The organism is Pseudomonas khavaziana (genome assembly GCF_019145205.1).
Taxonomy (GTDB): Bacteria; Pseudomonadota; Gammaproteobacteria; order Pseudomonadales; family Pseudomonadaceae; genus Aquipseudomonas; species Aquipseudomonas khavaziana.
Genome location: NZ_JAHSTT010000010.1, coordinates 37,671 through 60,300, shown reverse-complemented (window position 1 = coordinate 60,300; position 22,630 = coordinate 37,671). Strand labels below are relative to the sequence as shown.

19 protein-coding genes are annotated in these 22,630 nt (G+C 60.9%); 8 read left to right on the top strand and 11 right to left on the bottom strand.

From position 1 onward, the window contains the following. Nucleotides 1-91 precede the first annotated feature (91 nt). The 7 genes from KVH01_RS21900 to KVH01_RS21870 all read left to right on the top strand — a co-directional run bounded on the left by KVH01_RS21900 (nucleotide 92) and on the right by KVH01_RS21870 (nucleotide 12,083). On the top strand, nucleotides 92-1,927 hold the full coding sequence (locus KVH01_RS21900; RefSeq protein WP_217882878.1) for an extracellular solute-binding protein: 1,836 nt from the start codon (nucleotides 92-94) through the stop codon (nucleotides 1,925-1,927). Then, on the top strand, nucleotides 1,924-3,762 hold the full coding sequence (locus tag KVH01_RS21895) for an extracellular solute-binding protein (RefSeq protein ID WP_217882877.1): 1,839 nt from the start codon (nucleotides 1,924-1,926) through the stop codon (nucleotides 3,760-3,762). Before KVH01_RS21900 ends, KVH01_RS21895 begins: the two co-directional genes overlap by 4 nt. Then, nucleotides 3,763-4,836, top strand: a complete 1,074-nt coding sequence (locus KVH01_RS21890) for a microcin C ABC transporter permease YejB (RefSeq protein ID WP_046072314.1) — start codon at nucleotides 3,763-3,765, stop codon at nucleotides 4,834-4,836. Nucleotide 4,837: 1 nt separating this feature from the next. Continuing rightward, nucleotides 4,838-5,857, top strand: a complete 1,020-nt coding sequence (locus KVH01_RS21885) for an ABC transporter permease (protein WP_043050291.1) — start codon at nucleotides 4,838-4,840, stop codon at nucleotides 5,855-5,857. A 1-nt stretch (nucleotide 5,858) separates the two neighbouring features. After that, on the top strand, nucleotides 5,859-7,460 hold the full coding sequence (locus tag KVH01_RS21880) for an ABC transporter ATP-binding protein (RefSeq protein WP_217882876.1): 1,602 nt from the start codon (nucleotides 5,859-5,861) through the stop codon (nucleotides 7,458-7,460). A gap of 189 nt (nucleotides 7,461-7,649) precedes the next feature. Further along, complete coding sequence (locus KVH01_RS21875; RefSeq protein WP_217882875.1) at nucleotides 7,650-11,138, top strand: hypothetical protein; 3,489 nt, start codon at nucleotides 7,650-7,652, stop codon at nucleotides 11,136-11,138. A gap of 69 nt (nucleotides 11,139-11,207) precedes the next feature. Next, nucleotides 11,208-12,083, top strand: coding sequence for an AraC family transcriptional regulator (locus KVH01_RS21870; protein ID WP_217882874.1), 876 nt, complete (start codon nucleotides 11,208-11,210; stop codon nucleotides 12,081-12,083). Here the strand turns inward: KVH01_RS21870 and KVH01_RS21865 are convergent. From KVH01_RS21865 to KVH01_RS21855, 3 genes are all read right to left on the bottom strand, one after another. Next, the gene (locus KVH01_RS21865; protein ID WP_217882873.1) at nucleotides 12,025-12,612 is read right to left on the bottom strand and encodes a LysE family translocator; all 588 of its coding nucleotides are present in this window, start codon (nucleotides 12,610-12,612) and stop codon (nucleotides 12,025-12,027) included. The genes KVH01_RS21870 and KVH01_RS21865 overlap by 59 nt on opposite strands. Before the next feature lie 117 nt (nucleotides 12,613-12,729). Further along, nucleotides 12,730-13,359, bottom strand: a complete 630-nt coding sequence (locus KVH01_RS21860) for a ribonuclease T2 family protein (protein WP_217882872.1) — start codon at nucleotides 13,357-13,359, stop codon at nucleotides 12,730-12,732. Nucleotides 13,360-13,405: 46 nt separating this feature from the next. Further along, nucleotides 13,406-14,383: a Gfo/Idh/MocA family protein gene (locus KVH01_RS21855; RefSeq protein WP_217882871.1), complete on the bottom strand. Its 978-nt coding sequence runs from the start codon at nucleotides 14,381-14,383 to the stop codon at nucleotides 13,406-13,408. 128 nt (nucleotides 14,384-14,511) lie between these two features. Here KVH01_RS21855 and KVH01_RS21850 point away from each other — a divergent pair, with 128 nt between their 5' ends. Further along, nucleotides 14,512-14,874 (top strand): NUDIX hydrolase, encoded by a 363-nt coding sequence (locus KVH01_RS21850; protein ID WP_217882870.1) that lies wholly within the window; start codon nucleotides 14,512-14,514, stop codon nucleotides 14,872-14,874. A gap of 304 nt (nucleotides 14,875-15,178) precedes the next feature. On the opposite strand, the gene KVH01_RS21845 is transcribed toward KVH01_RS21850, so the two are convergent. From KVH01_RS21845 to KVH01_RS21810, 8 genes are all read right to left on the bottom strand, one after another. Next, on the bottom strand, nucleotides 15,179-15,436 hold the full coding sequence (locus tag KVH01_RS21845; RefSeq protein WP_217882869.1) for a hypothetical protein: 258 nt from the start codon (nucleotides 15,434-15,436) through the stop codon (nucleotides 15,179-15,181). A 3-nt stretch (nucleotides 15,437-15,439) separates the two neighbouring features. Next, nucleotides 15,440-15,886, bottom strand: a complete 447-nt coding sequence (locus KVH01_RS21840; protein ID WP_217882868.1) for a GNAT family N-acetyltransferase — start codon at nucleotides 15,884-15,886, stop codon at nucleotides 15,440-15,442. 89 nt (nucleotides 15,887-15,975) lie between these two features. Continuing rightward, nucleotides 15,976-16,305: a hypothetical protein gene (locus KVH01_RS21835; protein WP_046072302.1), complete on the bottom strand. Its 330-nt coding sequence runs from the start codon at nucleotides 16,303-16,305 to the stop codon at nucleotides 15,976-15,978. Between the two features lie 120 nt (nucleotides 16,306-16,425). Beyond that, nucleotides 16,426-17,499: a class I SAM-dependent methyltransferase gene (locus KVH01_RS21830; RefSeq protein WP_217882867.1), complete on the bottom strand. Its 1,074-nt coding sequence runs from the start codon at nucleotides 17,497-17,499 to the stop codon at nucleotides 16,426-16,428. Nucleotides 17,500-17,536: 37 nt separating this feature from the next. After that, the gene (locus KVH01_RS21825) at nucleotides 17,537-18,985 is read right to left on the bottom strand and encodes a class-II fumarase/aspartase family protein (protein ID WP_217882866.1); all 1,449 of its coding nucleotides are present in this window, start codon (nucleotides 18,983-18,985) and stop codon (nucleotides 17,537-17,539) included. Next, nucleotides 18,985-20,400, bottom strand: a complete 1,416-nt coding sequence (gene purB, locus KVH01_RS21820; protein ID WP_217882865.1) for an adenylosuccinate lyase — start codon at nucleotides 20,398-20,400, stop codon at nucleotides 18,985-18,987. Before purB ends, KVH01_RS21825 begins: the two co-directional genes overlap by 1 nt. Before the next feature lie 30 nt (nucleotides 20,401-20,430). Then, nucleotides 20,431-21,417: an HOASN domain-containing protein gene (locus KVH01_RS21815; protein WP_043051409.1), complete on the bottom strand. Its 987-nt coding sequence runs from the start codon at nucleotides 21,415-21,417 to the stop codon at nucleotides 20,431-20,433. Nucleotides 21,418-21,457: 40 nt separating this feature from the next. Then, the gene (locus tag KVH01_RS21810) at nucleotides 21,458-22,453 is read right to left on the bottom strand and encodes an HOASN domain-containing protein (RefSeq protein ID WP_217882864.1); all 996 of its coding nucleotides are present in this window, start codon (nucleotides 22,451-22,453) and stop codon (nucleotides 21,458-21,460) included. Between the last annotated feature and the right edge of the window lie 177 nt (nucleotides 22,454-22,630).

Here is a 22,630-nt window from a genome sequence, read left to right as displayed (position 1 = left end):
TCTCCAGTGCTCTCAGCAGCCTTTTTCCAACCGGAACAAGCTGTTACTGTACCGATCATAAAGCCCAAGCCGCCTGGATCGGATCTCTGACTTGAAGCGTCCTCTCCTTCTACTAATAAGTCTGGCCTTGAGCTTTGCGGCGAACGCGACGATTACCGAGAGCCACGGTTACGCGCAGTTCGGCTCACTCAAGTACCCGGCCAAATTCACCCATTACGATTGGGTAAATCCTGCAGCGCCCAAAGGCGGAACCCTGCGGATCATGGGATTTGGCACCTTCGACACCCTCAATCCTTATACTTTCAAGGGTACCAGCCCGGTGGCCACCGGCAACTTCCTGCAATACGGCGTCAATGAGCTGAACGAACCCTTAATGGTCGGCACCGGCCAATATGCGCCGTCCGGCGACGAGCCCACCTCCAGCTACGGCCTGATTGCCCAGTCAGTGGAATACAGCGAAGACCGCAGCTGGGTGGTCTTCAACTTGCGCCCCGAGGCGCGCTTTCACGATGGCAAGCCGATCACTGCCGATGACGTGGCATTTTCCTATCGCACCCTGCTGACCGAAGGCCACCCCCAATACCGCACCAACCTGCAGGAAGTGGCGCGGGTCGATATTCTCAACCGCCACCGCATCCGCTTCGTGTTCAAGCGCGCCGGCAACCCATTGCTGATCCTGCGCCTGGGCGAGCTGCCGGTGCTGCCCATGCACTATTGGAAGAACCGCGATTTCAAAGCCACCACCTTCGAGCCACCGCTGGGTAGCGGGCCTTACCGCATCACCAAGGTCTCCCCTGGCCGGCAACTGGTATTCGAGCGGGTCAAGGATTACTGGGGCAAGGACCTGCCGGTCAACCGCGGCTTCTATAACTACGACAAAGTCGACGTGGAGTTCTACCGCGACAGCGACGTAGCCTTTGAAGCCTTCAAGGCCGGAGAATTCGACATCTATATCGAACACCAGGCCAAGAACTGGGCCACGGGCTACAACTTCCCGGCGGTCAATCGCGGTGACGTGATCAAGGCGCAGATTGCGCACCAGATTCCCACCCAGAGCCAGGGCCTGTTCATGAACAGCCGACGCCCAGCCTTCAGCCAGGCCAAGGTGCGCGAAGCCCTGGGGTTGATGTTCGATTTCGAATGGACCAACCGCACCCTGTTCAGCAACGCCTATAAGCGTTCGGTGAGCTATTACCCCAACAGCGAATTTTCGGCCAGCGGCCTGCCGACCGGGCATGAGTGGTTGATGCTTTCCCCTTACCGCGACCAATTGCCATCCGCCCTCTTTACCCAGCCCTTCAGCCTGCCGCAAACCGACGGCCGCGGCATCCCCCGCGATACCCTGCGCCGTGCCCTGGCCTTGCTCGGCGACGCCGGCTGGAAGCTGTCGGGACAAGGGCAACGCCTGCTCAACAAGGACGGGCAACCGCTGCGCCTGGAGATCCTGCTGGTCAACCCGAACCTTGAGCGGATCCTGCAACCTTATGTCGAAAATCTGACCCGCATCGGTATCGACGCCCGCTTGCGCACGGTCGACCGTGCACAGTACAAACAGCGCCTCGATCAATTCGATTTCGACATGATTCTAATGACTCTCAACCAGACCTTAAGCCCCGGTCTTGAGCAGTGGCAGTACTTCCACTCCAGCCAGGCCGCGATCAAGGGCAGCAAGAATTACGCCGGCATCGCCAACCCGGTGGTCGATCACCTGCTGGACCAACTGCTGGCGGCGCAGACCCGCGAAGAACAACTGGCCGCCGGCCGTGCCCTGGACCGTGTGCTGCTGTGGCAGCACTACAGCATTCCCAACTGGTACCTCAACTATCATCGCCTGGCGTACCGCAACCGGTTCGCCTTCGTCACCACGCCGCCCTATAGCCTGGGCCTGAGCGCGTGGTGGCTGAAAGCTTCGGAGAAAGCCCAATGATATCTTTGCGTACTACCCTGCTCGCCAGCCTGTTGCTGTGCACCGCAGCGCAAGCCGCCCCGCAACATGCGCTGACCCTCTACAACGAGCCACCCAAGTACCCCGCCGACTTCAAGCATTTTGACTACGTAAACCCCGACGCCCCCAAGGGCGGCACCTTCCGTGAATCGGCCATGGGCGGTTTCGACAGCCTCAATCCCTACATCAGCAAGGGCGTGCCAGCGGACAACCTGCAGTTGATCTACGACACCCTGGCCGTGCAAAGCCTGGATGAGCCCATTACCGAATACGGCCTGGTAGCCGGCAAGATCGAAAAGGCCCCGGACAACAGCTGGGTGCGTTTTTACCTGCGCCCCGAGGCGCGCTTCCACGATGGCCACCCGATCCGCGCCGAAGACGTGGTCTTCACCTTCCAGACCCTGATCAAGGACGGTAACCCGCTATATCGCAACTACTACGCCGACGTCGATGAAGTGGTGGCCGAAGACCCACTGCGGGTATTGTTCAAGTTCAAGCGCACCAACAACCGTGAATTGCCGCTGATCCTCGGGCAGTTGCCGGTGCTGCCCAAGCACTGGTGGGCGACCCGCGATTTTTCCAAGGGCAACCTGGAAATCCCCCTGGGCAGCGGGCCGTACCAGGTGGCCGAGGTCAAGCCCGGACGCATGATCCGCTACGAGCGGGTCAAGGACTACTGGGCCAAGGACCTGCCGGTGACCAAGGGCTTCTACAATTTCGATACCCGCATCACCGACTACTACCGCGACAGTACCGTGTCCCTGGAGGCCTTGAAGGCCGGGCAGTTCGACTATTGGCTGGAATTCAGCGCGAAAAACTGGGCCAATGCCTACAACATTCCGGCAGTAGCCCAGGGCCGCTTGATCAAGGAAGAAATTCCCAACGGCAACCCTACCGGGATGCAGGGCTTCGTGTTCAACACACGCAAGCCGATGTTCCAGGACGTGCGCGTGCGCAAGGCCATCAGCCTGTTGCTGGATTTCGAATGGAGCAACAAGCAGCTGTTCAATGGCGCCTACACCCGCACCCGCAGCTACTTCGAGAACTCGGAAATGGCCGCCACCGGTTTACCCGGCCCGGATGAGCTGGCGATCCTTGAACCGTTGCGCGACAAGATCCCTGCCGAAGTCTTCACCCAGGCGTTCGAGCCGTCCAGAACCGACGGCAGCGGCATGATCCGCACCCAGCAGCGCGAGGCTTACCAACTGCTGCAAGAGGCCGGTTGGAAGATCGTCGACGACAAGATGGTCGACACCACCGGCAAGCCGGTGACCATCGAGTTCCTGCTGGCCCAGACCGAGTTCGAACGCATCCTGCTGCCGTTCAAGCGCAACCTGTCGGACCTGGGCATCGACCTGGTGATTCGCCGGGTGGATGTCTCGCAGTTCATCAACCGCCTGCGCTCGCGGGACTTCGACATGCTGGTGGGCAGCTTCCCGCAATCCACTTCGCCGGGTAACGAGCAGCGCGAATTCTGGAAATCCTCCAGCGCCGACAAGCCCGGCAGCCGCAACTACATGGGCCTCAAGGACCCCGCCGTCGACCAACTGGTGGAAGAGTTGATCGACGCCGGCTCGCGCCAGAGCCTGATAGCCCACGCCAGGGCGCTGGATCGCGTACTCCAGTTTGGTTACTACGTGATCCCCAACTGGCACATCAAGACCTTCCGCGTGGCGTACTGGGACCATTTGGGCCATCCGAAGGTCTCTCCACGCTATGACGTGGGCACGGCCACCTGGTGGGCCAAGCCCGACGTCAAGCCGGCGGTCTCCCTGGACACCACGCAAAACGCCGATACGGCGAGCGGAGGCGATTGAATGCTGGCCTATATTGTTCGCCGCCTGTTGCTGATCATCCCCACGCTGTTCGGGATCCTGCTGATCAACTTCGTCATCATCCAGGCAGCCCCCGGTGGCCCGGTGGAGCAGATGATCGCCAAGCTCGAAGGCTTTGACGGCGCCACCAGCCGCATCGCCGGTGGCGGTGCCGAAGTCGCAGTGGCCGGTTCCAGCTACCGTGGTGCCCAGGGCCTGGACCCGGCGCTGATCCAGGAAATCGAAAAGATGTACGGCTTCGACAAATCGGCGCCGGAACGTTTGTGGATCATGGTCAAGAACTACGCCCAGCTGGATTTCGGCGATAGCTTCTTCCGTGACGCCAAGGTCATCGACCTGATCAAGGAAAAGATGCCGGTGTCCATCTCCCTCGGGCTATGGAGCACCCTGATCATGTACCTGGTGTCGATCCCACTGGGGATCGCCAAGGCTACGCGCCACGGTAGCCACTTCGATGTGTGGACCAGCTCGGCGATCATCGTCGGCTATGCGATCCCGGCGTTCCTGTTTGCGATCCTGCTGATCGTGGTATTTGCCGGTGGCAGTTACCTGGACTGGTTTCCGTTGCGCGGCCTGACCTCCAACAACTTCGATGAGTTGAGTTGGAGCGGCAAGATCCTCGATTACTTCTGGCACCTGGCCCTGCCCGTCACCGCGCTGGTGATCGGTAACTTCGCGACCATGACCCTGCTGACCAAGAACAGCTTCCTCGACGAGATCAACAAACAGTACGTGGTCACCGCCAAGGCCAAGGGGCTGACCAACCATCGCGTGCTCTACGGTCACGTATTCCGCAACGCCATGCTGCTGGTGATCGCCGGTTTTCCTTCGGCCTTCATCGGCATCTTCTTTACCGGTTCGTTGCTGGTGGAAGTGATCTTTTCCCTAGACGGCCTGGGCCTGATGAGCTTTGAAGCGGCGATCAACCGTGATTACCCGGTGGTGTTCGGCACGCTGTTTATCTTCACCCTGCTGGGGCTGGTCGTGAAACTGATCGGTGACCTCACCTATACCCTGGTCGATCCGCGTATCGACTTCGCCAGCCGGGAGCATTGAGATGAACCTGTCCCCCCTCAATCGCCGCCGGTTCGAGCGGTTCAAGGCCAACAAGCGTGGCTGGTGGTCGCTGTGGCTGTTCCTGGTCCTGTTCGTGCTGAGCCTGGGCGCCGAGCTGATCGCTAACGACAAACCCCTGGCCGTGCACTTCGACGGCGGCTGGTACTTCCCGGCGCTCAAGCGCTACCCGGAGACCACCTTCGGCGGCGAGTTCCCCCTGGAAGCCAACTACAAGAGCCCGTACATCCAGGAGCTGCTCAAGGCCAAGGACGCCTGGACCCTCTGGGCGCCGATCCCGTTCAGCTACCAGAGCATCAACTACGACCTGAAGGTCCCTGCCCCCGCGCCCCCCTCGAGCGCCAATCTGCTGGGCACCGATGACCAGGGCCGTGATGTGCTGGCGCGAGTGATCTATGGCTTTCGCGTGTCGGTGCTGTTTGCCCTGACCCTGACCGTGCTGAGTTCGATCATCGGTGTGATTGCCGGCGCCTTGCAGGGTTTCTACGGCGGCTGGGTCGACCTGGCGGGGCAGCGCTTTCTGGAGATCTGGTCGGGGTTGCCGGTGCTCTACCTGCTGATCATCCTCGCCAGCTTCGTGCAGCCCAACTTCTGGTGGCTGCTGGGGATCATGCTGCTGTTTTCCTGGATGAGCCTTGTGGATGTGGTGCGCGCCGAATTCCTGCGCGGGCGCAACCTCGAATACGTGCGTGCGGCACGGGCGCTGGGTATGCAGAACGGCGCGATCATGTTCCGGCATATCCTGCCCAATGCGATGGTCTCGACCATGACCTTCCTGCCTTTCATTCTCACCGGCGCCATCGGCACGCTCACCGCCCTGGATTTTCTCGGCTTCGGACTGCCGGCAGGTTCGCCGTCGCTGGGTGAACTGGTGGCCCAGGGCAAATCCAACCTGCAGGCGCCGTGGCTGGGCATGAGTGCCTTCGCGGTGCTGGCGATCATGTTGAGTTTGCTGGTATTTATCGGCGAGTCCGCTCGCGATGCGTTCGACCCGAGGAAATGAGATGACTCAGGACAATCTGCTCGAAATCCGCGACCTGAGTGTCGAGTTCGTCACGGGCGAGCATCACCATCGCGTGGTCAATCACGTCAGCTTCGACATCAAGCGTGGTGAAACCCTGGCGTTGGTAGGTGAAAGCGGATCCGGCAAATCGGTGACAGCCCATTCGATCCTGCGTCTGCTGCCCTATCCATTGGCGAGGCACCCCTCCGGCACCATCGAATATGCCGGGCAAGACCTGCTGACCCTGAAAGAAAAGACTCTGCGGCATATTCGCGGCAACCGTATCGCAATGATCTTCCAGGAGCCGATGACCTCGTTGAATCCGCTGCATTGCATCGAGAAGCAGATCAACGAAGTGCTCGGCCTGCACAAGGGCCTCACCGGCAAGGTCGCCACCCAGCGCACCCTGGAGCTGCTGGAGCTGGTGGGCATTCCCGAGCCGCACAAACGCCTCAAGGCCCTGCCCCACGAACTATCCGGCGGCCAGCGCCAGCGGGTGATGATCGCCATGGCCCTGGCCAACGAGCCGGAACTGCTGATTGCCGATGAGCCGACCACGGCCCTCGACGTCACCGTGCAGTTGAAGATCCTCGAACTATTAAAGGAGTTGCAGGCCCGGCTGGGCATGGCACTGCTGCTGATCAGCCACGACCTCAACCTGGTGCGACGCATCGCCCACCGCGTGTGCGTGATGCAACAGGGCTGCATCGTCGAGCAGGCCGATTGCGAGACGCTATTCCAGTCACCCCAGCATCCCTACACCCAGGAGTTGCTGGCGGCGGAGCCCAGCGGTGGGCCGGCCAACAACGCAGTGGGCCCAGCGCTGCTGGAAGTCGACGACCTGAAAGTCTGGTTTCCGATCAAGAAAGGTTTCTTGCGCAACACCGTCGACTACGTCAAGGCCGTGGATGGGATTAACTTCAGCCTGCCCCAAGGGCAGACCCTGGGCATTGTAGGTGAAAGCGGCTCGGGCAAATCCACCCTGGGTCTGGCCATCTTGCGTTTGATCGGCAGCCAAGGCGGTATTCGCTTCGAAGGCCAGCAACTGGACAAGCTCACCCAGCAACAGGTGCGCCCATTGCGCCGGGAAATGCAGGTGGTGTTCCAGGACCCGTTCGGCAGCCTGAGCCCACGCATGTGCGTCAGCGAGATCGTCGGCGAGGGCTTGCGCATCCACAAGATGGGCACGCCTGCCGAGCAGGAAGCGGCGATCATCGCGGCGCTCAAGGAGGTGGGCCTGGACCCCGAATCCCGCCATCGATACCCCCACGAATTCTCCGGCGGCCAGCGCCAGCGCATCGCCATCGCCCGCGCCCTGGTGCTCAAGCCGCGGCTGATCCTGCTCGACGAACCCACCTCGGCCCTGGACCGTACGGTACAACGCCAGGTGGTGGAATTGCTGCGCGGCCTGCAGGCCAAGTACAACCTGACCTACCTGTTTATCAGCCATGACCTGGCGGTGGTGAAGGCGCTGAGTCACCAGTTGATGGTGGTCAAGCAAGGTCAGGTGGTGGAACAGGGCGACGCGCAAAATATTTTTGCTGATCCGCAGCACGCCTATACCCGACAGTTGCTCAAGGCAGCCTTCCTGGTACCTGCCTGACGGAACGCGGGGCGAAATAGGGCAGTAGCCTGCTCTTATAGTGAGAGGAGCGCCGCCAGGCCGCCCCACGCCGCGATGACGGGCAGTCCTGGCTGATACAAGCCACGGCCTTAGCGGAACCTCCCGCTACTGAGGCGCCGACCACCCATGTGAACATCCGGGTTTACATTCAAATCCGGAACCGCACTCATGGAAGACTTTCGCACCCTCGCCCTGACCTGGGACGCCTTGCCCAGCGATACCGCCTTGCCGGTCACGCTCAAACCTACCGCCACCTTTGTGAGCGAACGCCAGGCCCTGCGCGTGGAGGGTGACCGCAACCTGATAGAGCAGTTGACCGGCGTGCTTGCCATTGCGGCGAGCCAGGCCCTGGCACCACCTTCCCAGCCGCTGACGATTGCCGCGGGCTCATTGCTGGGCCAATGGAGTGCGGCCTTCGGCAAAGCCATCAATGGCAAGGCGTTCAGGGCCTGGGTCGATGCCCTGGAAGGCTTTGAGCAGGAGAGCCTGCGGGTCCACAACAGCACCCTGAGTGCCACCGTGGGCGGTCAGCACAGGGTCTTCAAGCTGGCCGACGCGTCCGGCTGGTGGGCCCACGCCAACCCGATTATTTTCATCAGCCAACTGATCGACCCGATGGAACTGGGCATGCCCCCTATCGACCCGCAATCGCCGACGACCGCCCTGACACTGCCGTTGAACCTGGCGCTGGCCTTCCATGGCTTGCCGATGCCGGCTAACCACTTGCAGGCGCGAACGATTGTCGAAGAACTGGAGACGTTGGGCGGCTTCCCCGGGTTTGACGACAACGGCCGCAGCAAGTCGATGATCTACGCTGAATTGACCGAGCAGGCCCGGGACCTCCAGCAACTGGCCGATACGCTGGCCCTTCTTACCCAGGACAGCGAGGCATTTTCAGCCCTGGATATATATCGTACCCGCCTGCACCTGGGTTCCGATTCGCGGCTGGCCAGGTCCTTAAAGGACGCCGCGGGCCTGCTGCAGGCGATCATGGATGAAAACGATCTGAGCGCATCCACGGACACATCGACCTCCCTGTACTTCGACTGCCAGCGCCGACAGCTGGCGGTCCCCACGCCGGGCAACGAGCAAGAGTTGGGCTTCCATATCCCGACCCATCGCGATGCGCGCTGGGACAAGCTGGTGGCATTCGGCAACCAACTGGGCATCAATCTTTACCCGGACCCCAGCCTCAGTATCGCCGCCGCCTTGCAGGCCTACACCCTCGAGCGACCCTGGAGCGTATCGGCTATCAACGCGCTGGTCAGGCGTTTGCGCCAACAACCCGCCCCGACAGTACCGGTGGTGCTCAATGCCAGCCGTTCGCTCGCCGAGCTGTACCGTTACCAGCAATATGTCGGCCTGTTGAACGACCGTCACATATTGCGCACCGCGTTGGCCAAGGTCATCGACACCGGCACACTACAAGGGGCAGAAGGCCTCGAGATACCGTTCAACGGTGACCCGGATGCGCTCCAGGCCACCGTGAATAAAGCCTATGGGCAATTGCGCGTGCTGACCGACGACCCCGCCTTCGTGGCCCTGCGTCTTCGCGAACGCATTGACCCTGCCAGCCCAGTGGTACTGAGCGCCGCGGGCAGCCTCGGCGCCTCCGATCTGGACGGCAACTGGACATCCCTGACCGATGCCGTACTGGAGCAACCCAGGCTGGCGGCGCTGGTCAGCCAACTTCAGGAAGTGGCCGCCAAGACCGGTGGCTACCTGCGCACCGACACCACCGTCACCCTCGCCCAGGCGTTGAAACTGTACCAATTCAGTTTGCCACGCTCATTAGAAGAAGCCCGCGTCACCCTGCAGCGCCTGGAAGTCAGCCAACCTCTGGCCATCAGCGATCGTGCCTGGTGGCGGGCGCTGAAACCGTCGACCGGCTGGCAGCCGACGGCGTGGCAGTTGTCGAGGCTGGAACGCCAGCAGATCTTGAGCATCAGCCAAGCCTTCATGGCCGACAGGGACGGCCTGCTGTTTGAAGCACTGGGTGGAACCGGCCTGGCCGGTAAGTCGGTGGCCGACGTCCGCGCCGAAGCGGACTTCCTCCTGGTGCGCTTGCTGGCGTCCCCCCTGGCCCAGCAACTGGGCGAGAATCTCGCGAACACCTTGCACTGGCATGGAGGCCATGCGAGTGAGCGCACCGAGAGTGGCAGTCGCAACGCGCTGATCCTGGCGGCATTGATCTTGAGCCTGGATCCCGAGCCGCACGTGCACCCCACCCGTATCAGCCACATCGACTGGCACGATGCCTACTATTGGGGTGAATCCGTGTCTTTCGTCCGCCACCAGATTGAAGTCAGCTTGTACCGGCTCAGCGCACCGGTCGCCGCCCTCGCCGCCCACTTGCTGCTGTGCGCAAAAGGCCCGCACTTGCTGGTTCGCGACATCCCCGAATCCACCCCTTGCCTGAGTTCACAGGCCTGGGTGCTGTTCCGTCAGTACGTGAGTTATATGGAAAAGGTCGTGACAGGATCGTCCCGTCAGTTGAGCTACTCGCAGATCATGACACTGGCCTACCTGAATCCGGAAGGTGGCTGGAAAAGCTTCCTGGCCAGCACCGAAGCGGCCGGCCCGATCCTGGACTGGGCCGAGGCCAACGGCGTACTGCCGAGCGAGAAACGCAGCGGTACGCAAGCGTTGAACAGCGCAAGCCAGGCGCTCAACTTCCAACGCGCACGCCTAGCCTCAACGCTGCAGGCGTTTGCCCAGCCCATCGTCACGTTACGCCAGACCGCCCTGGAGGATCTGCGCAAGGTCTACCCTGACAATGTGTTGCTCGAGACGCGCGTGTTGATGTGGCTACCGCAAGACTCGCCATTTTCCGAAGAGGGGCGCTTTGAGGATGTGCATACCGGCCCTAAGTATTCCTTCGTCGACCTGCACATGGCCGGCGCCCTGGACACCACCTCTAGCCGCTGGCATTCCTCGAACCCGGCGATCAAATACCGGGAAATGGCTAAGCAGTTTCATCTGCTGGGGCGGATCAATACAGTATTTGCCATCGCCTTTGACCTCAAACTCCAACAGTTGAAGGCCGCTTATGGAGAGTCCATTCGTTATTGGCTGTCGCATCTGACTCTGCCGCGCCGTGAAGCCTTGGAATATGGCCGCGTACAGTTTTTCAGCGTGAATCGACGGCGACCAGGCACCCCCAACGAGGTGGGTCGGCTGGGCGTGTTGGTGTATGTCACGTACTTTAGCAACCTGGACTTCTACGAATTCTTCCCCAAGCAGTTACTGATTCGGCCACGACGTGACTTGGATTACATCCAGGTCATGCAAGCGGTCGACAGCGCCAGCCACTCTGCCTGGATGCGCTTCGACTGGCCGGCGTATGCACGCGGAGCCGCACCTGTCGAGGTCGCCTTGACGCCGGTCGATACTGACCTGCGGCTCAACAAACTTGGTCATGAACTGCCCAGTGTGGACGACGTTCCCGCACCCGACAGCCTCGGTCGGCGGGTGCCCTCTACCCTGGATTCACCGCGCAGTTATGCACTCACGCGGGTCATTGTCGAACAGCACCTGCTGCACGACAGCCAGGCCTTGCGTCAACAAGCCAGGTTGCCGATCAGCCTGCAGGCCGCCGCGAGCGGCAGCGACCCCTGGGCCGACTACCTGCGCGGCCTGGCGCTTGAACATCGCTGAGGCTTGAACAATCCCGGATTTTGTATAAGGCTGCCTGCTCACTTGATCGACACCCGGGAGCGCCTGCCCATGACCGCCGCTACAGCACCGCTTTTCTGGCGTGATGAACGCTTGCCGTTCATTGAGGCGCGGACCATCGCCGACGGTCGCAAGGTCACTTACACCCGGCATGCCCACGAGCATTTTTCCATTGGCGCGATCACCACCGGGCGCAGCTATTACCACTACGGCGCCAAGACCTTCGAGATCAGCGCCGGCACGGTGGTGCTGATGAACCCGGGCGATGTGCATGCATGCAACCCAATTTATGACCAGCCCTGGTCCTATCACATGCTGTACCTCGACACGCCGTGGCTGACCGACCTGCAATACCAGCTGGGTTTCAGCACCGAGCAGGGTTACCGACCTTTCGATACGCCCCATACCCGTGACACGCAGCTGTATCTCGGCTTGCTGGACCTGTACCGGATACTGCTGGACGAACAGGCCGAGCTGCTGCAAAAACAGAGCGCGCTGGTGAGCTATTTTACCGAGGTGCAACAGCGCCTGAATCCGTCGCTGACGCCAGTGCGTGAGGTCAACCACAAGCTGGAACGCGCCGCCGACTACATCCGCACCCATTGTACCCAGGCGTTGAAGCTCGAAGACATTTGCCAGGCGGCCGAGCTGTCGCCGTCCTATCTGATCCGCGCATTCAAACAGTATTACGGGTTGACGCCACACGCGTTCATGGTCAACCGACGCATCCAGTTTGCCCGCAGCCAATTGCGCAATGGTGCACTGATTGCCGACGTCGCCCTGGCCGCGGGCTTTGCCGACCAGGCCCATTTCCAGCGCACCTTCAAACAGCACTTCGCCGCCACGCCGGGGCAGTACCGCGAAAACCTCAAACCATCAGCAAATAACCCACACTGGCCACCAGCAACGCGGCCATTGAGCGGTTGAACAGGCGCACGCCCTGGGGGTTGCTCAAGTAGCGGCGCAAAAATGTCCCGGCGTACGCCCAGCACGCCACCGACAGGTAGCAGATCACCAGGTACAGCGCCGCAAACAACCACACCTGCCCAGCGTCGCCATCAGCCGCGAACAACCCCATGCCTGCCACACAGGCCAGCCAGGCCTTCGGGTTGAGCCACTGCATGATTGCGCCGTACAACATCGACGGCGCGGTTGCAGTGCCGTCGGCGTCCAGGCGACCATCGTCCACCGCCAGCTTCCAGGCCATGTACAGCAGAAAGGCGATCCCACCCCACTGGATCAGTTGGGTCAGGATCGGCCAGCGCACCAGCACTTCATGCAGGCCCAGGCCGATCAGCACCAGCAACAAGGTGAAGCCGACAGCGGCGCCGAACACATGCTTCTGGCTGGCGGCGAAGCCAAAGCGCGCGCCACTGCTCAGGGCCACGACATTGACTGGCCCAGGGGTGATGGAAGTCGCCAGGGCAAAGGCGGCCATGGAAATGATCAAGCTCATTGCAGTTCCTTCTTGTGATGCCAAACGAGGTTGAGATCACGGTAACGCCCGGAACGCTCAAGGTATTGAACAAAATGCCCCTTTGCCCTGCTCCCTGCCCAGTGCTCGAATTGGCATTCAGCGCTGGGTTGGAATACGAATATCACCGTCTCGGCACTGGCTTTTCACGCTGCGCGGGCAACCGGCAAACGCCAGGTCTTTGGTCAGGCACACACGCACCTCCGAGAGCACCTTGCCTTTGCAGATCACCGCCAGCCCGTGGTTGCCCATGCGTGGGTTGCTCTCGCGAAACAGCGCCTCGATCTCCTGTGCCGGCAGCGATGGCGGTGTATTGAACGGCTGCAGCTGTTGCGGGATAACCACCACGCCAAGTGCCGTGTCGGTCCTTTGCAGATACTCCAGCGGCTCGAGCCCGCTGCAAGTGCCATGCTTGGCCCACTCATGCTTGAGCAACGCACGGGTCGGAAACAGCGCCGCGCCCTTGTCCATCTCCTCGTCACTCAGGCGCGACTGCGGCGCACACGAGGCCGGCCAACCACCTCGTGCGTATTGCGGCCACAAGCCGTGCAGCACAAAGCCATAGCCCTTGCCCGAACACTGCTCATTGCCTGGGTGCGTCAGGCAGAACGTCGGCGACCACGACAGTGACAGCACATAAAAATCAAACTCCCCCGCTTGCCCTTGGTTGCGCGAAGCCGCCGCTGCGCCTGTAGCGATCAGCAGCCACAACACCATCCAGTATTTCATCCCGGTATTCCTTTGAAAAAAATGAAGCCTCACGCTATTGCAACGGCTAGGGATGCTGGGAGTAACGCTGTAACACCTTGTCCAGGATGATATCGGTCTTCAACGCCTCGATCGCCAGCGACGGATGCTCGGCCTCCCCGCGGATATGGGCGTTCATGTTCAGTACGTGGTGCCACTGGATATGGGCATGGCATGGCACCTCCAATACTTCGGTGGTCTCACCTTCAAGGCGTAGTGGCTGGTCCTCGAACACTGAAAACTGGATGCGACCCTGGCTACCGATCAACTCGACACAATCCTCACGACGGTCCGCCACGAAGTTCCAGCAGCCCATGCCCAACGCACCGCTGGCAAAGGTCCAGCAGGCGGTTACCGCATCTTCTGCTGCATAGCGTCCGGCCTGTCGCGCGGTATAGCCCGAGACCTCGACAATATCGCCAGCCAGGTATTGGAAAAGATCGAAGCCATGGCTGGCCAGGTCAGCGAAATAGCCGCCACCGGCAATCGCAGGATCAGTGCGCCAATTGGCGGCGTTGCTGTCAGCGGCAGCGGCCGGCTTGCACAGAGTCCAAGTTAAATGGCGCAATGCACCGATACGGCCTTCCTGTAACCAGGTGCGCACTTGCTGGAAGCGCGGCAACGAGCGCCGGTAGTAGGAAACAAACAGATGCAGGCCGGCGCGTTCGAAAGTGCGCTGCATCAACGCACTCTGTTCGGCATTCAGCGACATGGGTTTTTCGACGCAACAATGCTTGCCCGCCGCCGCCACCATCAGGGCGTACTCAAGGTGACTGTCGGGCGGTGTGGCGATGTAGACGGCGTCCACCTCAGGGTCATTGATCAGTGCCTGGGCGTCGGTATAGAAACGGGCAATACCGTGCCGCGCCGCATAATCTCGCACTGCATCCAGACGCCTCCCCATCACCGCCACCAGTGCCGAACCTGGCGCTTTATAGAAAGCCGGTCCACTCTTCAACTCAGTGACATTGCCACAGCCGATCATGCCCCAGCGTATGGTCTTCATTGAATGTCCTCGCTCGTATTCGTCAAACCGGAAGTATCCACATACCGGCCCCGGCACGCCACAACCACTTAGCATGACAATTGCATTACACTTTTATGACATTGATCGCACTGTGGGAGGTACAGGCATTGAAAATACGTGCAACGGTCATTTGCGCACATGAGGAGCATATTCTCTTCGTGCGCAAAGCCCGGTCTAAATGGGCGTTGCCAGGCGGCAAGGTCGAGTCCGACGAGCGCCCGGTCGGCGCGGCGGAACGCGAGTTGGAAGAAGAAACCGGATTAAACGTGGACGGCTTGCTGTATTTACAGGAACTCAAGACCCGCGACACCCTGCACCATGTGTTCGAGGCCTCGGTGGTGAATATCGACCAGGCACGCCCCTGCAATGAGATCGTGGACTGCCAGTGGTACGCCTATGGGGCACTGGACGAGCTGGATACCACCGATGCCACCCGCCACATCGTCAAATCCTTCCTGCGTCGTCTCTGACGCCAGATGAAATATTCTGAAATTCGATCCCCTAGGTCAAATCGCAGGCAAAAAAAATCCCAAGTAGCTGATGGAAACTTGGGATTTAAAAATGCATAAACCGTGGGAGGTGAACGCCCGGCTATAGTAGCGACTGTAAAACCCTGTAACAACAATATTTTAATCCTTTCGTCGGATTACATATTGCGTAAGTCATTCAATAACCACATGTTTTTTAAGGTAACGAATAATACGAGTGCCACTTTTTGGTGCAAGTAGCGCAAATATTCTTGAAACAATTCCACTTATAAAAGAGGGTTATTAATCAATCTGACGGCGCCCGCTTGAATAACTGCTCGCTCAGTTGCGCGCACGTTCGACGAAGCTCCTCGTTACGGGTAGAGGTCGCCCCCGCGACCCGTTCCAGATGACGACACAGCGCAAGGCGTTCGGCGGTCTCTTCACGCTGGCGGTCTGCCTTGGCGTTGATTTGAACGAAATAGAACCCCAATAACACCGCGACACACAGCACGCCAACCGCGAGATAACGCAAGCTGTTGGACGCTGGCGGCGGCGCATTCATGGCCTACCGCGCCCTGCCCTTTTCATAACGAACGTCGTCGCCCTCGACACTGCCCACGACGGACCAGCCCAGGCGCTGATAGAAGCCATTGGCGCGGATGTCATCGCGCCCGTCGGTGACCAGGTACAGCCTGTCGTGGTGTTCAAACAATGCCGCCTCGGCCAACGCCATCAGCTGGCGCCCTAGCCCAAGGTTTTCATGGGTGGGCAACACGAACATCGCGAACACTTCGCCTTCGGCCAGGTCAACCATGGAAAAACCGGCCGCCTGGCCATCGACTTCCGCGATCCAGGCGCAGGGGGCCGCACTCAGGGTATCGACCAGTACCTGTGGGGTAATGCCAAGGTCAGCCATCTGCTCAAGGCTCAGATGGTTTTGCACAACCGCGGTGCGGATAGCACACAGCGTGTCAACGTCATCGGCTGTTGCCGCTCGAATAAGCACTTGCATACAGGCCTCCATGAAGAAGTGGGTGATTGTATGCAAATACCTACATTGAGTTTGTCGTGGATTTGTAAGCGCCAGTGCGTGGCAATCGGTTATTTACGCGCCACCTTATAACGCAAACAATCCTGATAAAAACTCTTGCGAATCGCCTCCGGCTTAAGCCGTGAACGACTGTCATAGGTCTGTTCGGTAATGCCCATGGCCATCATGCGCATCCACGATTTGTTGAACTTGATGCTTTGGATCTTCTGCCGAGCGGCGTACAGCGACACCCCGGAGAGCTTGAGTTCCTGGGCCCTGGCAGCAGTGCCCGCGCCCCAGCTGCACATGTACTTGTCGCCCTCGCGCAATTCCCTGGCCTGCACGGCCGCCGCGCCGCCGGCCAGGGAGCAGGCAATCAGCATCATTCCCACAGTGCGCATTTGCATCCTCGCCTAACCACCTGAAAATAAAAGCGATTTTGGCGAGGATTTGGTTACAAAGGGGCCACTAAATTGCCTTACTGTGCGAACTTCAGGCAGCCGTCGCAGGCATGGCCCAGGTCAGGGCTTAAGTTCGAACAACGCCGGCATCGGCGGCCATTCCGAAGGCACTTTGCGGAAGTGGCTGAACCCGGCGGCTTGCGCCATCTGACGGGCACGCTTCTCACCCATGAACGCGCCCAGCCCCGCCCCGCCATGGGACAGCGAACAAGTCATGCAATAGAGCGTGCTCTGCGGGTACATCACCCGGCCGAACAGGTTCATGTTCTCGTGCAGCTCCTCGGACAAGTTGAGTTCGACCATCAGGTAGGTGCCGTCTGCGGCTGTAGCTGCGCGCAGGTCCTTGAGCATTTGCTGGGGGTCGGTGGCGTCGTGGATCACCACGAAGGTGGTCACGAAGTCGAATTGCTGGCCGCGCAGCGCATCGGAATCATTCACTTCGAACTGCACACGGTCGCCCACGCCCGCCGCCTCGGCGTTGGCCCGCGCCAACTCGATGGAGGGCAAATGGAAGTCGCAGCCGACAATCCGCGCCTCGGGGTAGGCCTTGGCCATGGTGATCGCCGCCAGGCCGGCGCCGCAGCCGAAGTCAAGGACACTGCCGCCGGTCTTGAGTTTCTCTTCGACGCCGTCCAGGGAAGGGATCCAGTGCTGCACCAGATAGTGTTTGTACCAAGGCATGGTCATGCGCTCCATGCCTTTCCAGGTCTCCAGCGGGAACGCCTCTTCGGCGCAGCCTCCCCCATTACGGAACGCTTCGATGACCTTGGGTGCCATGCTCACGAACGGCACGCTCAACTGAATGATGCCGCCGGCGAAATACGGCGAGTCTTCATCGGCGAGCACCGGCACGAACTCCGCAGGCATCTGGTAACGGCGGGTGGGCGCGTCGTAGGTCACATAGCTGCCGGTGACCATGCTGCCCAGCCATTCGCGCAGGTAACGGGCGTTGTAGCCGGTCTTTTGTGCCAGCTCCTCCAGGGTCACCGCCTCGCCGTCGGCCAGGGACTTGAACAAGCCGAGCTGGTCGCCGATATAGAGCATGGCGCCGCGCAGGGTGTTGCCGTAGTCCTCCATGATGCGCGCCGAAAACTGTTGCACCTTGGCTTTATCAACTGCCATAACGTTTGACATGTGTCGCTCCTTGATAAGTCTGTGGGGTGATCAATGCTTAGCGGGCCGCCAGTTTGGACAGCACGTTGTCGACGATGCGGTCGGACATGCCCAGGTGGGTCCTGGGCTCGAACAGCCGAGCCAGTGCGCCGGTGTCCATGGCGGCGACCACCCGCGCATCGGCCTCGATGGCGGTGCGAATCGACACATGATTGCGCTGGCTCGCCTGGGACACTTCGAAGATGATTTCGTAGGCGCTGCTCTTGCCCAGCTTGCGCGCCATTTCGAACACCACGGCTTCGGTGCAGATGGCATCGCCGTAGGCGTGGGCGGTACATTCCATCTTCTGCACGTTCACAGTGAGCCCGTCGATGGTGTCGGTGAGGATCGACAGCGCCATCAGCGCATAGTGGGAAACGTCCGCGACCGCACACCACTCCAGGCGGGTGCCGCGGTAATCGCGCTCGTGTTCAAGAATCATCGCGTCCAGCGCGAGCATGACCTGGGCCTTGGCCAGCCGCGCCAGCACCACCACTTGCTCGCAGCCTTCCGGGTTGCGTTTGTGCGGCATGGTGCTGCTGCCGATCTGCTGATCGCTCCAGCCCACTTCCACTTCAGCGATTTCCCAGCGATTGAGCGTACGGATCTCATCGGCCACCCGGGCCAACGAGGCCGTGACCATCGCCAGGGTGCTGACGAACTCCGCGACCCGGTCACGGGACACGTGCCAGCCGGTCAAGGGCACCTGCAATGACAAGCGCTCGGCAAAACGCTCCAGCATCGGTATCGCCTCCGGACCGAACGCGGCCATGGTGCCGACCCCGCCGAACAGTTGCACCACCAGCACGCGCTGGCGTGCCTCGGCCAGGCGCTGGCGATGGCGCAGCAGCTCGTCGATCCAGCCGGCGACCTTCAGCCCGAAAGTGGTCGGCAACGCCGGGATCGAGTGGGTTCTGGCGACCATCAGCGAGTCACGGTGTGCATCGGCCAGCGTCGACAGTTTGCCCAGCAAGGTTTCCAGGGCCTGGTCCATGGCGTCGAGGACGTCGCGCATTTCCAGGGACTGGGCGGTGTCCTGGATGTCCTGGGTGGTAGCACCGTAATGCACGTATTCACGGGCATTCGGGCTGCAGTTCTTTTGCAGGGCGCTGAGCAATGGCATCAGCGAATGACCGGTGGCCGCCACGCCCTCGGCCAACTGGCGCACATTGATGCCCGACAGCAACGCGGCTTTTTCGATGTCCAGGGCCGCCTCACGCGGGATGATATTGACATCAGCCTGGGCCATGGCCAGTGCGGCTTCCACATCCAGCCAGCGTTGCAGGCGGCAATGGCTGCAAAAGATCTTGCGGCTCTGCGGGCCGGCATAGCCTGAACCGTGGGTTTTCGAGTCAAGAATGTGGCTGTGTTCATGCCGGCACTGTTCGCCGTCATGACCCAGGCCCGGGTGTTCCGAACGTGCGGTGCAAGACGCACGGGCTGCCATTTCCAACGTTTGCGCATCCATCACATACCCTCCATTGCGTACTGGGACTGACCGGTATTGCCTTGGGTTTCTACCCCTTCAAGACGGGGTATCGCTTTATTCGCCACCAGGTCGACCATGTCTGCCGCCAGCCCGGTGTAGGCCGCCGGGTCAAGCAGGTCGTCCAGCACTTGGCGACTGAAACAGCCGTGCAGGCGCGAGTCGCCGAGCAGAGCTTCGCGAAAAGGACGACCCTCGACCTGGGCCCGCTGGGCTATTTCGTGGACCAGCTGATGAGCCGTCTGCTTGCCGAACCGTGGCGCCAGCGCGAGCATGATGCGCTCCGACAGGATCAGCCCGCCGAGCATCTCGAGGTTGCTGCGCATGCGCGTTTCGCGCACTTCCAAACCAGCCAGCAGCACGCCCTCCATGCGGGCGAGCAAGGCACCGGCGTAGATAAACAGCTCCGGCAAAGCCGCCCATTCAATGCGCCACGTGGTGCCGTCGCGCTCATGCAACTGGAATGCCGCATCGGTCAGGGCAAGCATCTGCGCACGTACCAGCCGCGACAGGGCACTGATCAGATCCACCGTCGATGGGTTCTGCTTGTGGGGCATGGTGCTGCTTCCCACCTGCCCTGCCCGGCGGCCTTCACGCACTTCATCGATCTCGGTGCGCTGCAGATGGTAGATCTCATTGGCGACGCGGCCCAGGGTCGCCGACGCCTGGACCAGCAGCCACGCCGCCTCCAGAATGCGGTCCCGGGCGCTGTGCCAACTGCTCAACGGTGCCCCCAGGCCGAGACTTTCCAGGGTGCGGCGCTGCACCTCCAAACCCTGCGGGCCAAGCGCCGCCAGGGTGCCCACGGCGCCGGTCAGGTTGCCCACCATGACCCGGGCATACGCCTCGTCAAAGCGCTCGAGGTGGCGATCGATCTCATCGACCCACACCGCGACCTTGTAGCCAAACGTGGTGGGCAATGCTTGTTGCCCATGGGTGCGGGCGACCATCGGCGTGTGCTTATGTCGCAGGGCGAGCGTGAGCAAATGTCCACGGATCGCGTGCAAGCGCTGCAACACCAGGCCCCAGGCATCGCGCACTTGCAGGATCAGCCCAGTGTCGAGGATGTCCTGGGTGGTCACGCCGTAATGCACGTACTCACCCCAGCCATCGGCACACAAGGCTTCCAGGGCGCGAAGCGTCGGCACCAGGATATGCCCGGTCTCCATGCTCTGGCGTCCCAGGGCGTCGAGATCCAGCAGCTCCACACTGGCCACTCGGGCGATTTCCCGTGCAGCCTCTTGTGGAATGATGCCCATCTGCGCCTGGGTCGCCGCCAGCGCTGTTTCTACATCGAGCCACTTCTGCACCTGATTGGCATCAGAGAAGATCGCGGCAAATTCCGGGGACGAGTAAGCGCCCCCGTGGATACGGGATTCAGTGATATGACTCGGCATGTCGGGTTACTCGCGTTGTCCTAAGGAGGGCTACTTCACGCGCTGCATTGCTTCCCAGACCGCGTCGTAATAGGCCCGCTCCAGCCGGAAGTGCTCGGCCAGGGACGTGAGAAAGGCATTCTGGAAACCCAGGTCCGGGATACGCCGTGCAATCAGTGCCCATTCACGCTTGGCCCGTGGCGGCACCAGGCTGATATGCACTTCGTAGTACTCCGCGTCGTCCTGGCTCAAGCCCGCATTGCGCAAGGCGTTGTACAACTTGCCGTGGTTGCCGGGCACCACCAGCTCGGTGATGTAGAACACCGCCAGGCCCCAGCCGACATCGGGGTTGCGGAAACAGCGGGCACGGTTATTCAGGTAGGCGATTTCCTCGGGCATCGTCGAGATGGCTTCGAAATCCGCAGTCAGACCTATGGCGGCCAGAAGCTTGGCCAATAGCCGGGGATGGGAGCGCTGTTCGTCCTCTTCGCCCAGCTCGCCGTAGAGATAACGGCCAAGGGCGGCCGCCTCGTCAACATCGGTCAGGTTGACTAACAGATCGGCGGCATCCCGGTATAGCCGGTAGGTGCGAAACCACTGGTGGCGCAGGAACACCTGCAGTTGCTCGCGGGACGCCTTGCCCTCGAACACATACTGCGACATCGGGTGGTTTTCCCGTGACTGCGCAGCAATCTGCTCTTCCAGGCGTTGCTGGAACGCGGCCTCGGACAACGGCGAGGCCAGGTCCGCAGACGGCATGAAACGCTCTTGCACGCTATAGATGGCGTTGGCCAGCCAGCGTCGGGTCGAGGCGGTGGCGACGTCATCGCTCAGCGACAGGATGTACAGCAATTGCTGGCACTGCGCCGCGTTCGCGGCATCGCCGCGCTGGCCCGACTCACACAGGGCACGCAGCATATTGGCGGCAATTTCGATGCGATTGAATGTCGCATCCGGCTTCAGCGCTTCGGCCAACAGGCGGGCTTCGGCGGTGTGGATATTCTGCAATTGCGGCTGCGAGAAATTACGTGGGCTCATCATGTGCTCCATTATTGTTGTTCTGGGATCGCTGGATGGTTCAGGCGGGCAAGCGCTGTGCCTGCATCTGCTGCCACAAGCTGTCGAAATAGGCCTTGTTGATTTCGAAGTGGCGCTTGAGCGCGCGCATGAACGTGCGCTGAAAGCCCTCATCGCCGGCGAACTTGGCAATCAGCGCCCACATTTCCTCGGTGTCGATCTCATCCTGGGTGCCGTGCAGGCGGTGGAATTCGCTGGGCTGCTCTGGAACGTCGAGGCGCTGCAACAGCTCGTAGATGCGCCGGTGGTTGACGCAACTGACAGACTCCACCGCATAGAGCAGCGCGAGGCCCCAGGCGACATCGGTGTGGCGCACGCAGCGAATGCGATTATTCAGGTAGGCCTTTTCCAGGGGATGCAACGCAGGAAAATCGATGGCCAGCGGAATATCGAAATACTCCATCAGATGGGCCAGCATCGCCGGGTGCGAACGCTGCGGAGTCTCGGCCCCCGCTTCACCGTAAAGGTTGCGGTAGAACACCGAGGCATCCTCGATGGCCTCGAAGCGAAACGCCAGCTCGGCCAGCAGGCTGTAGAAGTTGTAGGAGCGGGTCCAGTGGTGTTCCAGGAAGAAACGCACGTCTTGCACAGGCGGCGTACCTTGGAACAGGTGCACCGACATGGGGTGGTTGACCCGGCTGCGAGCGGCGATTTCAGCGTCAACCAACTGTCGGAACTCATCCACCGGCAACGCGGTGAAGCCCGGCAGGTCGGTGGCGAACTCATCTTCGACGCGGTAGACCTCACTGGCCATCCAACGGCGGGTCGGCTCAGTACGTGGATCGCCCGGAATGTGCAGCTGCAGCAGGGCTGCCTGGTAGCGGGCGTAGGCATCGGCATCCCCCGACAAGCCTTGCCGGGTCAGCGCGAGCAGTGCTTCCAGCGCGCGGGTGACCTGGGCGTAATGGGCGCCGGGTTCCAGGGCATTGACCATCAGCGTCGAAGCCGTGGTGAACAGATCGGAATTCGGGCGTTGTTGCAGGGCAGCAGTATCCATTGATAACCCCTTGATTCTTGTTTTTGTGATTTGGCGTACTCGAAGAAAAGGCTAAAGGTTCCTCTAGTGGCAAGGTCAATACCTGTAGGAAATTTCTTTTCGATGGTCATTTTCCTTATGTGTGGAGATCAAAATGTGGGAGGGGGCTTGCTCCCGATGGCGGTGGGTCAATGCCTG